Annotated in this window: 14 protein-coding genes; 1 reads left to right on the top strand and 13 read right to left on the bottom strand. The window is 64.1% G+C overall.

Annotated features, from left to right (window positions below; translation table 11 throughout):
• Positions 1-140 precede the first annotated feature (140 nt).
• The 13 genes from CDO81_RS20295 to CDO81_RS20235 form a co-directional block, all read right to left on the bottom strand.
• On the bottom strand, positions 141-488 hold the full coding sequence (locus CDO81_RS20295; RefSeq protein ID WP_088485062.1) for a hypothetical protein: 348 nt from the start codon (positions 486-488) through the stop codon (positions 141-143).
• 48 nt (positions 489-536) lie between these two features.
• Complete coding sequence (locus tag CDO81_RS20290) at positions 537-731, bottom strand: hypothetical protein (protein WP_088485061.1); 195 nt, start codon at positions 729-731, stop codon at positions 537-539.
• Positions 725-2,104, bottom strand: coding sequence for a heavy metal sensor histidine kinase (locus tag CDO81_RS20285; RefSeq protein ID WP_088485060.1), 1,380 nt, complete (start codon positions 2,102-2,104; stop codon positions 725-727). Before CDO81_RS20285 ends, CDO81_RS20290 begins: the two co-directional genes overlap by 7 nt.
• Positions 2,101-2,784, bottom strand: a complete 684-nt coding sequence (locus CDO81_RS20280; RefSeq protein WP_088485059.1) for a heavy metal response regulator transcription factor — start codon at positions 2,782-2,784, stop codon at positions 2,101-2,103. The genes CDO81_RS20285 and CDO81_RS20280 overlap by 4 nt, the downstream gene beginning before the upstream one ends.
• Positions 2,785-2,881: 97 nt before the next feature.
• Positions 2,882-6,064: a CusA/CzcA family heavy metal efflux RND transporter gene (locus tag CDO81_RS20275; protein ID WP_088485058.1), complete on the bottom strand. Its 3,183-nt coding sequence runs from the start codon at positions 6,062-6,064 to the stop codon at positions 2,882-2,884.
• Positions 6,065-6,077: 13 nt separating this feature from the next.
• Entirely contained in the window at positions 6,078-7,691 is a 1,614-nt protein-coding gene (locus CDO81_RS20270; protein WP_088485057.1) for an efflux RND transporter periplasmic adaptor subunit, read from the bottom strand.
• A gap of 26 nt (positions 7,692-7,717) precedes the next feature.
• Positions 7,718-9,007, bottom strand: coding sequence for a TolC family protein (locus CDO81_RS20265; protein WP_088485056.1), 1,290 nt, complete (start codon positions 9,005-9,007; stop codon positions 7,718-7,720).
• Between the two features lie 106 nt (positions 9,008-9,113).
• On the bottom strand, positions 9,114-9,494 hold the full coding sequence (czcI, locus tag CDO81_RS20260; protein ID WP_088485055.1) for a cation efflux protein, CzcI family: 381 nt from the start codon (positions 9,492-9,494) through the stop codon (positions 9,114-9,116).
• Between the two features lie 135 nt (positions 9,495-9,629).
• Positions 9,630-9,974: a CzcE family metal-binding protein gene (locus CDO81_RS20255; protein ID WP_144397325.1), complete on the bottom strand. Its 345-nt coding sequence runs from the start codon at positions 9,972-9,974 to the stop codon at positions 9,630-9,632.
• A gap of 234 nt (positions 9,975-10,208) precedes the next feature.
• On the bottom strand, positions 10,209-10,604 hold the full coding sequence (locus CDO81_RS20250; protein ID WP_088485054.1) for a hypothetical protein: 396 nt from the start codon (positions 10,602-10,604) through the stop codon (positions 10,209-10,211).
• Positions 10,601-11,137: a hypothetical protein gene (locus CDO81_RS20245; RefSeq protein WP_088485053.1), complete on the bottom strand. Its 537-nt coding sequence runs from the start codon at positions 11,135-11,137 to the stop codon at positions 10,601-10,603. The genes CDO81_RS20250 and CDO81_RS20245 overlap by 4 nt, the downstream gene beginning before the upstream one ends.
• 2 nt (positions 11,138-11,139) lie before the next feature.
• Positions 11,140-11,448 carry a zinc ribbon domain-containing protein gene (locus CDO81_RS20240; protein ID WP_241517091.1) on the bottom strand — a complete coding sequence of 103 codons (309 nt, stop codon included), beginning with the start codon at positions 11,446-11,448 and terminating at the stop codon, positions 11,140-11,142.
• A 210-nt stretch (positions 11,449-11,658) separates the two neighbouring features.
• Positions 11,659-12,009: a cobalt-zinc-cadmium resistance protein gene (locus CDO81_RS20235; RefSeq protein WP_088485051.1), complete on the bottom strand. Its 351-nt coding sequence runs from the start codon at positions 12,007-12,009 to the stop codon at positions 11,659-11,661.
• Between the two features lie 510 nt (positions 12,010-12,519).
• Between CDO81_RS20235 and CDO81_RS28205 the strand changes: the two genes are divergently transcribed.
• A complete protein-coding gene (locus CDO81_RS28205) occupies positions 12,520-12,822 on the top strand; it encodes a hypothetical protein (protein WP_158218361.1) in 303 nt (100 codons plus the stop codon).
• Positions 12,823-12,896 lie beyond the last annotated feature (74 nt).

Genomic DNA, 12,896 nt, shown 5'->3' with positions numbered 1-12,896 from the left:
GCGAAGGTGGTTGCCAGCGCCCGGGACAGGCATTAGCTGGCTACATCGTGACTAGACCCGTCGATGCCGGCGGTCGGGTCTATCTGAACTGCCGGACGCATAGCGCCGGCGACGTTACCCGGGCAGAGCCCAGGCTCAGATCAAGAAGGCGATGCCCAATTGGGGCGGTCGATCGATGGCACAAGCAGCCAGAAGCTGGCCTGCCTTACCGTCGGCACCACGTGCCCGACCTCGTCGCTAAGCAGACTGACGGCGACATCGGAGGGGAAGGATGCGCAACTGAAGTGGCACGAAATGCAGTCCGCATCCTCGCCAGCGAGCTGCTTGGCGCTGTCACCCGCGGCATCAGAGGCCTTGCCGGCCGTCGACTGATGCTTGTGCAGGTGATGGCCAAAGTGGCTGACCTCACTGCCTGGCTCGTGACGGCAATACCCAGCCGCAGCTCCCCAGACGAACTGGAAAGGCAGCACCGCGAGCAAGAAGATCACGAGGGCTCTACGCACGAAATGATCCTAGCAGCGGGTCAATGTAGGAGGCTACCGCTTTTGGCGGCCGCCACGGCGGCGACGCTCTCGCCGTTCCTCACGCCGGGCCCTCTTCTTCGCACGATCCTGCCGGAAGAAGTAGATGCCCAGGATCAACGAGAGGATGACCACGGCCAGCGAACTCAGGAAGATGAAGTAAGCGAGCCCGTGGTGCTTGTCCTTGAGGTGCTCGAACAGCGTCACCATGGCTGTGCCCTTTCATCCGCCAGCGCTGGGTCCTCCACGCGGTTATCGACGGTGAACCCGACGTAGGTGCCCTCTTCGCTTGATGTGGCCGTAGCGGTCCCACCGTGCATCTTGGCGATCGCCGCGACGATGGAGAGGCCCAGTCCGTGGTTCCGGTCGGCGTTGGTCCGAGACGGGTCAATTCGGTAGAACCGGTCGAAGAGCCGTGGCAGGTGTTCTGCCGGGATCACTGGTCCCTTGTTGTGAACGCCGATCGAGACGAGGTCGACGTTCGGCCGATCAATCCTCACCTCGACCAGCGACCCCTTTGTCGCGTAGCGAGACGCATTGCTCAAGAGATTGGAGATGGCACGCCGCACCAGTCCCGCGTCGACCGAAACTCGGGCGTCACCCCGCACCTCGACGCGCAATTCCGCCTCTTCCAGAGCCGCCTCGTGGTACTCCGCCACCTCGGCGGCGAGTTCTGCCATCCGCGTCGGGTATGCGCGACGCGCGGTCACGCCTCGTTCAGCGTGAGACAAGAACAGCATGTCGGCCACGATGCCCGCGATCCGACGAAGCTCTTCCAGGTTGGAACTGAGCACGTCCTGGAGCTCCGCTCCGGAACGGGGCCGGCGAAGAGCCACCTCGCAGCTACCGATCAGGATCGACAGCGGATTGTTGAGCTCATGCGCCACATCGGCGTTGAAGGCCGACATCTGCAGGTACGCGGCCTGCAGGCGGTCCAGCAACGCGTTGAACTGCAGCAGCAACGGCAGGACTTCCTCGGGCTGGCCCGTGAGGTCGAGACGCTGGCCCATCCGAGTGGCATCCAGTTCGGAGGTCCGTCCCGCCAACGCGTTGACTGGGGCGAGCCCCCGCTTGACCAGCATGAACCCGGTTGCCGACACGGCCAGCGTGCCAACGATCGCGCCGGTCAACAGCGTCCACCACAAGCGCGACAGGAGCGCCTCGTCCTTGCGGATGTCGTGGATCAATTCCGCACGCCCAGATCCACCCATCTCATCCGGAAGGCGAACGTCAAAAACCAGGCGCTTGCTCATCGCGTCCGGCCTATCCGGGTCGTTCTTGTCGAACACCGCATGGCCGTTTCGCTGGCGCACGACCAACGACAGATCGTCGTGGCCCGTCAGGAAATCGCTGAGCAGGTGCTGGATTCCCGCGACGTCGTGTACCTCGCGGGCTTCGTTGAGCAAGCGAAGGACGGTGGCCCGCTTCTTCACGAGGGTGTCGTCTTGCCGGCTGGACAAGGTGAGCGCGATGACAAGGTAGACCGCGCCGCACACCAGGCTGAGACCGACCATGGTCTGCAACGCGAACTGGCGCGACAACCGAGCCCGCAGGCTCGGAGCGCTGAGCGGCGCGGCAGTCATGTCCGGTCCTCGAGCACGTACCCCATGCCACGCACCGTGTGCAGCAAGGGACGCTCGAACGGCTGGTCCAGCTTGGATCGCAGCCGGCGGATAGCCACTTCGACGACGTTGGTCTCGCTGTCGAAGTTCATGTCCCAGACCTGCTCGGCAAGCTCGGTTCGCGACAGCACGTGGCCTTGTCGACGCAACAGGAGCGCCAGCAGGCTGAACTCCTTGGGCGTCAAATCCAGCCGCTGACCGGACCTGCTGGCCTTGCGGCGAACCATGTCCACCTCAAGGTCGGCGACCTTGTAGAGGGTGGTCTCGGCCACCGTTCGGGAACCCGATGCGCGGCGCAGGAGAACCTGCACGCGCGCTACCAGTTCCGAGAACGCGAAAGGCTTGACGAGATAGTCATCGGCGCCGCTCTGCAGGCCCCGCACCCGGTCCTCGACCTGACCGCGCGCGGTCAGCATGAGAACGGGTACGGACCGGGTGTGACGCAGAGCGGACAGGACGGCCAGGCCGTCGATGCCCGGCAGCATCCAGTCCAGGATGACCAGGTCGTACTCGTTGACGGACGCCATGTGCAGGCCGTCGACACCTGAGAGAGCCACCTCGACTTGGTAGCCCTCCTCGGTAAGACCCTTTCGCAGATATCCGGCCGCCTTGACTTCATCTTCGACGACCAGGATCTTCATGAGGCTCTGCGGCCAAGCGGCCACCCTCCATGCAAGGAGCTCAGGTTCGCGAGGCACCGGCCTTTCGGCCTGCGCGCCGTGTTGTGTGGCGCTGGATTCATGCAACCACCTCCGCGCCAGGCGTGGTGCGGGGCGCTTCAGCCTCGCCCTCTTCGTCCTTGCGGTGGGCAATGCGGTACAGCACCGGCAGCACCAGCAGCGTCAGGGCCGTCGAGGAGAGGATGCCGCCGATCACCACCGTGGCCAGCGGACGTTGAACCTCGGCGCCGGTACCGGTTGCGATCGCCATCGGCACGAAGCCGAGCGATGCGACCAGCGCGGTCATCAGGACCGGACGCAGACGGGTGACCGCGCCTTCGAAGATGGCCTGGTCGAGACTCTTGCCCGACTCCCGCAGACTTCTGATGAACGAGATCATCACGAGGCCATTGAGCACCGCCACGCCCGACAGCGCGATGAAGCCGACCGCCGCAGAAATGGACATCGGGATGTCCCGCAGCCACAGCGCCACGATGCCGCCGGTCAACGCGAATGGAATGCCGGTAAACACCAGCATGCCGTCCTTGGCGTTGCCGAACATCACGAAAAGCAACGTGAACACCAGCAGCAGGGACACCGGCACGACGACCTTCAGACGCTGCGTGGCGGACTGCAAGTTCTCGAACTGGCCGCCCCAGACCATCCAGTAGCCCGTGGGCAGCTTGACCTGTTGCTGGATCGCGGCTTCAGCCTCTGCGACGAAGGTGCCGATGTCGCGACCACGAACGTTGGCGCTGACCACCACGCGGCGCTTGCCGTTCTCGCGGCTGACCTGGTTGGGACCAGGGGCCAGGGAGAGGTCAGCCACTTCGCTCAGCGGGATGAAGCGACGTGCACCCTTGCCATCAGCACTGCCAGGCAGCGGCACCGGCAGGCGCTTGATCGCCTCCAGGTCCGTGCGGACAGACTCGGGCACGCGCACGATGATGTCAAAGCGACGGTCACCTTCGAACATCGTGCCGCCTTCCTTGCCGCCAACGGCGGTGGCCAGCGTGTCCTGGACGTCCTGAACGTTCAGGCCGTAGCGCGCCGTCTTCTCGCGATCGATCTGCACGCTCAGCATCGGAAGGCCCGATGTCTGTTCGATGTTGACTTCCGTGGAGCCCGAGATGCCCTTGAGCACCGCGGCGATCTTCTGGGCTGCCCCGTCCATCACCTCCATGTCGTCGCCGAAGACCTTGACGGCCACGTCGGAGCGCACGCCGGAGATCAGCTCGTTGAACCGCAACTGGATAGGCTGCGAGAACTCGTAGTTCTGACCCGGCATCTTCTCGACTTCGGCCTTGATCGCGGCCAGCAGTTCGTCACGCGTCTTGCGGGGTTCGGGCCACTCGGACTGCGGCTTCAGCATCACGTAGGCGTCAGAGATGTTCGGCGGCATCGGGTCCGACGCGATCTCAGCCGTGCCGGTGCGCGCGAAGGTCCGTTCGATCTCGGGGAACTTCGCCTTCAGCGTCGCTTCGAGTTGCTGCTGCATCGCTACCGACTGCGTCAGGCTCGTGCCCGGGATCCGCAAGGTCTGGATGGAGAAGTCGCCCTCATTGAGGCTCGGCACGAACTCGCTGCCCATGCGGGTGGCGAGCAGCCCCGACAGGAACACCGTGACGAGTGCAAAGGTGATGACCAGCGGCTGGGCGTTCATCACGCGCTTGAGCGCAGGCTCATAGGCGCGACGGGCCCAACCCATCAGGAAGTTCTCCTTCTCGGCAACCTTCTCGCCGATGAACAGCGCAACGGCTGCCGGCACGAAGGTCATCGACAGGATCATTGCGCCCACCAGAGCGATCACGACCGTGAAGGCCATCGGGTGGAACATCTTCCCTTCGACACCAGCCAGCGCAAAGATCGGCAGGTAGACGATCATGATGATCAGTTGCCCGAAAAGCAGCGGACGACGTGCTTCCTGCGAGGCGAGGAACACCTCATGGAACCGCTCGGACCTAGTCAACGGTCTGCCCTTGTGCTCCTGCGCATGCGCCAGGCGTCGCACACAGTTCTCGACGATCACGACCGCGCCGTCGATGATGATCCCGAAGTCCAACGCTCCGAGACTCATCAGGTTGGCGCTGACTTTCTGGTTCACCATGCCCGTGAACGTGAAGAGCATCGACAGTGGGATCACCATCGCCGTCAGCACGGCTGCGCGGATGTTGCCCAGGAACAGGAAAAGGATGACGATCACGAGGATCGCGCCTTCCAGCAGGTTCTTCTTGACGGTGCCGATGGCCTTGTCGACCAGCGTGGTGCGGTCGTAGACCGTCACGGCATGGACGCCGGCCGGCAGGTTCTTGTTGATCTCCTCCATCTTCTTGTCGACGGCCTGGGAGACGGTGCGGCTGTTCTCGCCGATCAGCATGAACACGGTGCCAAGCACCACTTCCTTGCCGTTGTCGGTCGCAGCACCGGTCCGCAGCTCGCGTCCCAGCTCGACGTTGGCCACGTCCTTGATGCGAACCGGCACGCTGCCTTCGTTGCGCAGCACGATGTTGCCGATGTCGGCGATGGACTTGACTTGGCCCGGCGCGCGGATCAGGTACTGCTCGCCGCGGCGCTCGATGTAGCCCGCGCCCACGTTGGCGTTGTTGCGCTCCAGGGCGTTGACGACGTCAGCCAGCGTGATGCCGTAGGAAGCCAGGCGGCTCGGATCCGGCGAGACGTGGTACTCCTTGGCATAGCCGCCGATGGTGTTGATCTCGGTCACACCGGTCACGTTGCGCAGCTGCGGCTTGATGACCCAGTCCTGGATCTCGCGCAGGTCGGTGGCCGTGTAGGGCTCGCCGTTGGGCTTCTTCGCGCCTGGCTGCGACTCGACCGTCCAGAGGTAGATCTCACCGAGGCCGGTGGAGATCGGACCAATGTTTGGCTCCACGCCAGCCGGCATCTGGCCACGCGCACTCTGGATGCGCTCGTTGACCAGCTGGCGGGCGAAGTAGATGTCGGTGCCGTCCTTAAAGATGACCGTCACCTGCGACAGACCGTAGCGCGACAGTGAACGGGTCTGCTCAAGGCCGGGCAAGCCGGCCATGACGGTCTCGATGGGATAGGTCACTCGCTGCTCGGTTTCGAGCGGCGAATAGCCAGGAGCCTTGGTGTTGATCTGGACCTGGACGTTGGTGATGTCGGGCACCGCGTCAATGGGCAGCTTCTGGTAGCTGAAGACACCCAACGCGGCCATGCCCAGCACGGCCAAAATCACAAGCCATCGGTGTTCGATGGCGAATCGGATGATGCGTTCAAACATGTCGACGCCTCTTTCAGTGCGCGTGGCTGGCCGAGGCCTTGCCGGCTTCAGACTTGATGACAAAGCTGCCGGACGTCGCGTATTGCGCACCCGCCTTCAGCCCGGAGGTGACCTCGGTACGCTTGCCGTCACTGCGGCCCAGCTCGACTGACACCGGCGCGAAGCCGCTCGACGTGCGGACGAAGACGATCGACTTGCCTTCCATCGTCTGGATGGCGTCCGCCGTTACCGACACGGGCACCTGAGACTCGTCAGACGAGACCTCGACGTTGACGAAGAGGCCGGGACGCCAGGCCATGTTCGGGTTGTCGACCACCACCCGCGCCTGCGCTGTGCGGGTCTGCTCACCAATCAGGGCGCCCACGTAGGCGACCTTGCCCACGGCCTTCTGCTCGAAGGCCGTGGTGCGGATGACCACGCTCTCGCCGATACGGACCTGCGGCAAATCACGCGCGGGCACGTTCACCTGCGCCCAGACCGACTTCAGGTCCGAGATGGTGAACACGTTGGCGTCCTCACGCACCTGCTCGCCCAGGGCGATGTGCTTCTCGACGACGATGCCGTTGAACGGCGCACGCAGCTCGAACCGGTTCAGCGACGAAGAGTCAGAAGTGGCGCCGATGGCCTGCAGCTTCTGGCGGGCATTGGCCACGGCGATCTCTGCCTCGCGCATGGCCTGCTCGGCCTGCTGCACATCCTGCTGCGGCGAGATTCGCTGTTCGAACAGCTGCTTCTCGCGCTCGTACGTCGTGCGTGCAAGTTGCAAACGCTTTTGGGTGGCCTGCAGTTCGGCGCGCTGGTCGGACACGCTCGAGCTGCTGATGACGGCCAGGACCTGCCCCTTCACGACCTGCTGACCCAGGGCCACGGGCACCGACTCGACGACACCGCCAACTCGCGGCACCACGTGGGCCGTGCGGTCTTCGTTGAAGCCGATCTCGCCGGGCAACTGCAGCGCGGAACGGATCGTGGCCGCACCCGACGTCTCGATGCTGATGCCAGCCGCCTTGATCTGCTCGGCTGTCATCGTCACAGCGCCCTCGTCCTTCTCGAATGGGAACTGCAGCAGCCCGCCGCCCGTCTGGACGTCGACGGTGCCCTTGAAAAGGTGCGGCTCACTCACGACCTGGGAGCTCACCAGCACGCCGCCGTCCAGGGCGAAAGCGACCTTCTCTGCGTCGCGGCCGGGGCGCTGCAGCTGCACGGCCACCTGAGCAGCGGCCAGTTGCAGGGGCTTGCCGTCCTTCGTCAGCCACACCTTGATGCGTGGCGAGCCACCCTGGTCAGCCAGAAGCATCTCGACGGTCACACCCTTTTGCTGTCCAAGGACGTCGCCGCCGTTGGCGCCCTTCTTGGCTTCCTCATGGTGCTCACCGTCACCGTGGCCCTCAGCGTCGCTGTGACCCTTCGCGCCCTTGGCTTCGCCGTGGTGTTCCTCGTCTCCATGGCCCTTGGCTTCGTCATGACCGTGGCCATGCTCTTCCTCGGCTGCAGGTGCGCTGGAACCCATGCGCAGGATGGACACGGTGCCCACCGCACCCAGTGCGATGACTGCGGCGATGGCGATCAGTTGCTTCTTGCCCACGGCGCCACGCAGGCGCTCCAGCGTGCTTTGCTTGTTGTACATCGTCGATCTCTTGAGTTGGTTGCCCGTTACGGGCGATCTGTCGTGGTGCCGAGCTGGCGGTCGATCTCTGCAGCCGTGCGATGGACCTGCGCCACCGCCGTGTAGTACTGGCTGCGGACCTGGAGCCAGGTGCGCTGGGCGTCGAGGGCATCCAAGAAGCTGAACTTGCCCAGCTCGAAGCCGGTCTTGGCCGCCTCGTACGCGGTTTGCGCACCGGGCAGCACCTCGCGGCGCAGAGCTTCCACTTCATCCTTGCGTGCCTGCAGCAGGTCGGCCATCTGCAACACCTCAGAGCGCAGACGCAGCTCTTCAGCCTGGGCCGTCGCCTGTGCGGCATCGCGCCGGCGCAGGGCCTCCAACTGACCACCCTGGTTGCGATCGAAGAACGGCAGCGGCACCGAGACGCTCAGAACAGCCTGGGTACGCCCCACGGTCTGGTCTCGACGCGCGCCCACGCCGACAGTCACGTCAGGCACGCCCTTGGCACGTGCCACGCTATAGCCGGCATCGGCTCGCTGGACTTCCAGCTGGGCGCGGCGAATGGCCGGCGCGTCCGGCAGACGGGCCATGATGTCTGGCGCGGAGGGCGCAACGGGCAGCACTTCAACGTTGCCGTCCAGACGCTGGACCGTGCCCTCAGCAACGCCCATCACGGCCGACAGGGCCCGTAGTGACGCCGAGAGTTCAGCCTGGGCTTGGCGCAGGTCGATTCGTGCCGTCGAGGCGGCGACACGGGCGCGCGTCTCTTCGGTCGGCGAGACCTTGCCTGCCGTTACGCGGCGCACGGCAGCGTCCACGCCGCTGTTGGCGATACGCAGGGACTCCTCGACCACCTTGACGCGCTCCTGAGCCGTCAGCGCGTCAAAGAACGCCTGGATGGCACTGGCGCGAATGTCGGCGCGCCGCGCCACAAGGTCCAGTGCGGCGATGTCCTTGCCACGCTGGGCCAACTCGACACGGGCAGCGCGCTTGCCGCCCATCTCGAGCGTTTGGGCGAGCTGCACGGTCGTTGTACGGGTGCCGGATTTGAGGTCTTCCTGATCGACACCCAGCACGGGATTCGGGATGAGGCCAGCCTGCCGCAAGGCGCCGTCATTGGCATCCAGCTCGGCCGCGGCTGCACGGAGCTGCGGGTTTTGCGCCAGCGCCGTGTCGACCGCCGCGCTGAGCGTCAGCGATGCGGTTTGGGGGGTGATGGCCGCCGACGCCGCGACGTTGACGTCAGGACGAGTAGTGGCCGAAGGCGCAGGCGATTGGGCCTGAGCAAGGGAGGAAATGAGTGCCGCACACGCCAGCGGCACGAAGGTTCTGCGCATCGAAAGCTCCAGGGTTGTTGAAACAACGCGAGGGTTTCGGCGAGAGCAGTGTTGCGGTCAGGGCCGCATGAGAGAAAGAAAGTAGAGACGGAACTGCGCTCGCCGATCAGGCGATGCGCCAGTTGGGGCGTTCCAGCAGGTCAGGCCCGCGCGAACTGAACGTCTTCTTCGACGCAGCGTGGAGAGAGAAGGTGGCGGTGCTGTCCAACTTCACCGCCTCGGACACCATCGGCTTCACAACGCTGAAGTGGCAGTAGCCGCAATCGTTGTCGCCGAGCAGTTTGCCGGCCTTGGCCGACGAAGACTCACCCAAGTGCTGACCAGACGCCTTGGAGCCGGTGTCGTTGCCGGCCTTGTGCTCATGGACGTGATGCCCGATGTGCGTCTTGGCCGGAGCGTCCTCGTGCTGGCAATAGGCTGCCGCTGCCGACCAGGCGAACTGGACGGGCAGCACAAACAGCAAAAAGATGGTCAGCCAGCGACTCATGGGCCGAATTGTGTCTTGAATGCGTGAAGTCAGGGTGACTCGTTGCGGTCCAACTGAGTGAAATCGTTCGCAGACCGCAGTGACTTTGGCTTACAGATCCGCAGCCGGGAGGCCGCGGATCGCTTGTGCCAAGGGTCAGGCGCCTTCCCATTCGCTGCGAGAGACATAGACCATCAGCGGCTTGTCAGCGAAACCTGCGGGGGCGATCGTGCGCACATCCACCGCGCGGTGCTGGGCGGAATCGAACTTCCAGCTGAAAGACTTGCCCGCCTTCTGGAACGTAATCACCTCGCCGCACTTCACGTTCACGGACTTCCCAGCATCGAGGTTCACGATACGGGCGTTCTGAGGCGCAGCCACCGCCTCGCCATGCACCGACTTGCCATTCAGCATGGCATCGTTGCGCTGCGGCGTTGCCTGCGCGGTCATGCCGACGAACAGACTGGCGATCAGGGCGGTAGCAGACAGGTTGCGGTTCATGAGGTACTCCTTGTTCGGTGCCCGTGGCGCTCAACCGAGCCGCCTGAAAACGTTCACCACGAGGAAGACTGTAGAAATCCGCCACCGACGAGACCCCTGCTGAGACCATTACAAATTTGTCATGTTGCGCCGTTCGAAGCCGCCGTCTAGGCGACCGGCGAACCTTTCAGAACGAACGGCGCCTGACACATATGCAGGCAGCCATCCGCGCAACTGAACTTTCACAGTAGCCAGTCAGGGAGAGAGCATCTCGGTGACCAGCGTCGCGTTGCGGAACGCCACGAGCAAGGCGTTGCGAGTGAAGCCGTCCGCGCGCCCGCCGACGATCTGCATATTGGTGAGCTGCAGGCCCTGCTTCAACGCCTTCGCCGCTTCAAGGATCTCTTCGGCACTCCTGTCCAGCGAAATGGCCAACCGCAGGATCTCGACATGCCGATCCGCCGTCCGCAACTGCTGCAGCAACTGGCGCTGCCAAGGTTTGGCTGGCCGGATCCGGCCTATCAGCCCCTGGATGACGACGTCGACGTCGTTGATGCCTTTCGCGATCGCCTCAAAGTGCGCCGCAGCTGACTCTGGTGGGAGAGGCGCTGGCGCCTCCTCAAGCCCGTCGGTCTGTCGTACGGCCATCATCCCTTCCCATCCACATCAGCCACTAACCGGCACTTCAATGCGCGGTCGCGCAAGGACGACTCCCCTGTTTCGAACCGGTAGTACTCGTTCCAGAACCAGAGGCTGCCCACAAGTTCCACGAAGAGCACCTGCCCGGCTTCGCCGCGGACATCCAAACTGCCCTGCCCCTTGGCCCATTCGAACACCAACCGATGCCCGCCTGGCGGGACCACCAACCGCACCATGGATGCCGGGGTCGTGGACACCAGGGCGCCACCCATCATTCCCACTCGGACCATGTTCACGGTGTCGCCCCAGCGGTGCCGGACCACATAGATCACCAGCCGGCCTGGCACCGGCTCAAACCGTTTGGCCCTCTCGTCGGCTGCGAGGTCCGGGATCGGCCCAGCCGTGCAGGTCGGCTTGGATCTGCTCCGCGTTCTCGCCCAGTAGCAATGGCGATCGTTCGGAGGAGTGCGAGAAGTGCTCGCGCAACCCGACAGCACCAGGCTGCCCAACGCTGCGGAGGACACGATGACGCTGCGCCTGTCCATGATCACGCACCCGGTTTGCCACACTGGCTGCAGAACCGAGCGCCGGGCAGGAGTACAGCTCCACAGCCCTCGCAGCTGGCCGCCACGAGGGGACCGCCACATCCACCACAAAAGCGCGCACCTGGCGCCCCGGGCTGGCTGCACTTCGCGCACGTCAGGCCAGAAATGCCACCAGGGCTCGTCTGTGTTGGCGTCGGTGCCGAGGGGTAGTAGCCACCGCCACCGTGACCACCGTGCTTGTTGTAGCCGCCGTGGCCGGACCCGTGCGAGCGAGACCCGCCGTGATGACCGCCACTACCGTGTCCGCTCATGACGCCACGCGCGATGCGTTCCCAAAATCCCATGTCTATCTCCTAGATGCTGCGCGACGTTGCCGCGTCAGTTGACTGCGATGGCAGCCTGCTGGGAGAGGTTCGTGCGATCAAAGGTGGTCGCATCGGTTCCTCGTGGCAGGTGCCGACAAGGTTTCCGACGAGGCGTCGAACGGAGCTTGGGAAAGCAGTAGCGCGCTTCTCGCCGGATCAGGCGAGGCGCGATCTATCTGGCCGGTCTGGCAACGAGGGGATGTGGGAAGCGTGTTCCATCGGCTCTGCGAGCACGGTCTGGCTCGAGGGATTGCTCAACGCAATCAGCACCTCGAAGCTGGGCGCGCTGGAACCGAAATGGCACATCTCGCAGTCCGCATGAGCGAGGTTCGTTGCCTTGGACTCCTTGGCGGGCTTCGCCTGATCAGACGTCGAGTGCTTGTGCTCGTGATGGCCAAAGTGCTCGGCTGCAGCACCAGTTTCGTGCGCGCAATACGCGGCTGCAGCTGCCCAGTTGAACTGCAGCAGCCCCACGATCAACAGCACGTACATGAAGATGCGTCGCACAGCCTCAGTCTATCCAGCTCGCTCAAAAAGGGGAAGTTCGCGGCGCGCAGTAGTTGTTCCGGCTACCTACGGAAAATTCGGTGGGCTAGGCCCAACCGTGCCACGACATCAGTGCCAATGTCGCTAACCGATGGAGGCAGTTGACCGGACTCGCCTAGATACGCGAGTTCATCGCGCTCTCGCTTCCTGCGCCGCCCGATCTCACCGTACGGGCGCCTGATGCGCGAGTCGAACTTAGGCGCCGGCCAGCATCGATCACGGTCACCTGGCCGGTCAGAGCGGCGTCAGGTTTGCGGAGTGTCTCGCGGGTTGTTGCGGTGATCCGCGTCGAAGCTGTGTGGCTGGCGGTCGAGTCGCTGGACTTGCGAGCCAGCGGCGAGGCCACCTGCGAATGGTAATGACTGGGATGGGGCCTCCCCGAGTTCGAAACTTTGTTGTCCGCCCCTCAACGAGTAAAATTTGGTTGTGTGCCGCAGTCTGACGACATTCGCCCTGATGCTTTGCATGTGCTTGCAGTCGCTGGCCCATGCTGGCATTGCCGTCGTGATGGCGGATGCTGGTGAGCAGAAGCATGCGGTGATGCACTTCGAGGGCGAAGCTCACCATCACGATAGCCACGATCAGGATGAGGACGGCGTACATGAAGACCGATCCGTCGCGTCGGCCCAGCACTTGGCGAGTGATGCCAGTTCCTGTGCACCGGCTCTGCTTGGGCTTGTCAACCTGACGCTGCCGCAACTGCCGCCAGAAATGCCTGCTCAGGCGGCGGCGACTGCTTCGCCCTCTCCGTGCCTAGCTGTTGAGTTCCAGTAGGTTGTTCATGGCCGGGATACGGCTCATGGGCGGCTGGCGGTTGAGTGCGGAGTGTGGCCGATGCCAGTTGTAGC

Source organism: Roseateles puraquae (assembly GCF_002205845.1).
In the GTDB taxonomy this organism is placed as follows: domain Bacteria; phylum Pseudomonadota; class Gammaproteobacteria; order Burkholderiales; family Burkholderiaceae_C; genus Pelomonas; species Pelomonas puraquae.
This window is presented reverse-complemented; position numbering and strand designations above follow the sequence as displayed.

What these genes read in the sequence shown, in the direction of transcription:
- CDO81_RS20245 (WP_088485053.1), bottom strand. Translation starts at nt 11,137, where the DNA reads ATGGACAGGCGCAGCGTCATCGTGTCCTCCGCAGCGTTGGGCAGCCTG.
- CDO81_RS20240 (WP_241517091.1), bottom strand. Translation starts at nt 11,448, where the DNA reads ATGAGCGGACACGGTAGTGGCGGTCATCACGGCGGGTCTCGCTCGCAC.
- CDO81_RS20280 (WP_088485059.1), bottom strand. Translation starts at nt 2,784, where the DNA reads ATGAAGATCCTGGTCGTCGAAGATGAAGTCAAGGCGGCCGGATATCTG.
- czcI (WP_088485055.1), bottom strand. Translation starts at nt 9,494, where the DNA reads ATGAGTCGCTGGCTGACCATCTTTTTGCTGTTTGTGCTGCCCGTCCAG.
- CDO81_RS20265 (WP_088485056.1), bottom strand. Translation starts at nt 9,007, where the DNA reads ATGCGCAGAACCTTCGTGCCGCTGGCGTGTGCGGCACTCATTTCCTCC.
- CDO81_RS20290 (WP_088485061.1), bottom strand. Translation starts at nt 731, where the DNA reads ATGGTGACGCTGTTCGAGCACCTCAAGGACAAGCACCACGGGCTCGCT.
- CDO81_RS20285 (WP_088485060.1), bottom strand. Translation starts at nt 2,104, where the DNA reads ATGACTGCCGCGCCGCTCAGCGCTCCGAGCCTGCGGGCTCGGTTGTCG.
- CDO81_RS20255 (WP_144397325.1), bottom strand. Translation starts at nt 9,974, where the DNA reads ATGAACCGCAACCTGTCTGCTACCGCCCTGATCGCCAGTCTGTTCGTC.
- CDO81_RS20275 (WP_088485058.1), bottom strand. Translation starts at nt 6,064, where the DNA reads ATGTTTGAACGCATCATCCGATTCGCCATCGAACACCGATGGCTTGTG.
- CDO81_RS20250 (WP_088485054.1), bottom strand. Translation starts at nt 10,604, where the DNA reads ATGATGGCCGTACGACAGACCGACGGGCTTGAGGAGGCGCCAGCGCCT.
- CDO81_RS20270 (WP_088485057.1), bottom strand. Translation starts at nt 7,691, where the DNA reads ATGTACAACAAGCAAAGCACGCTGGAGCGCCTGCGTGGCGCCGTGGGC.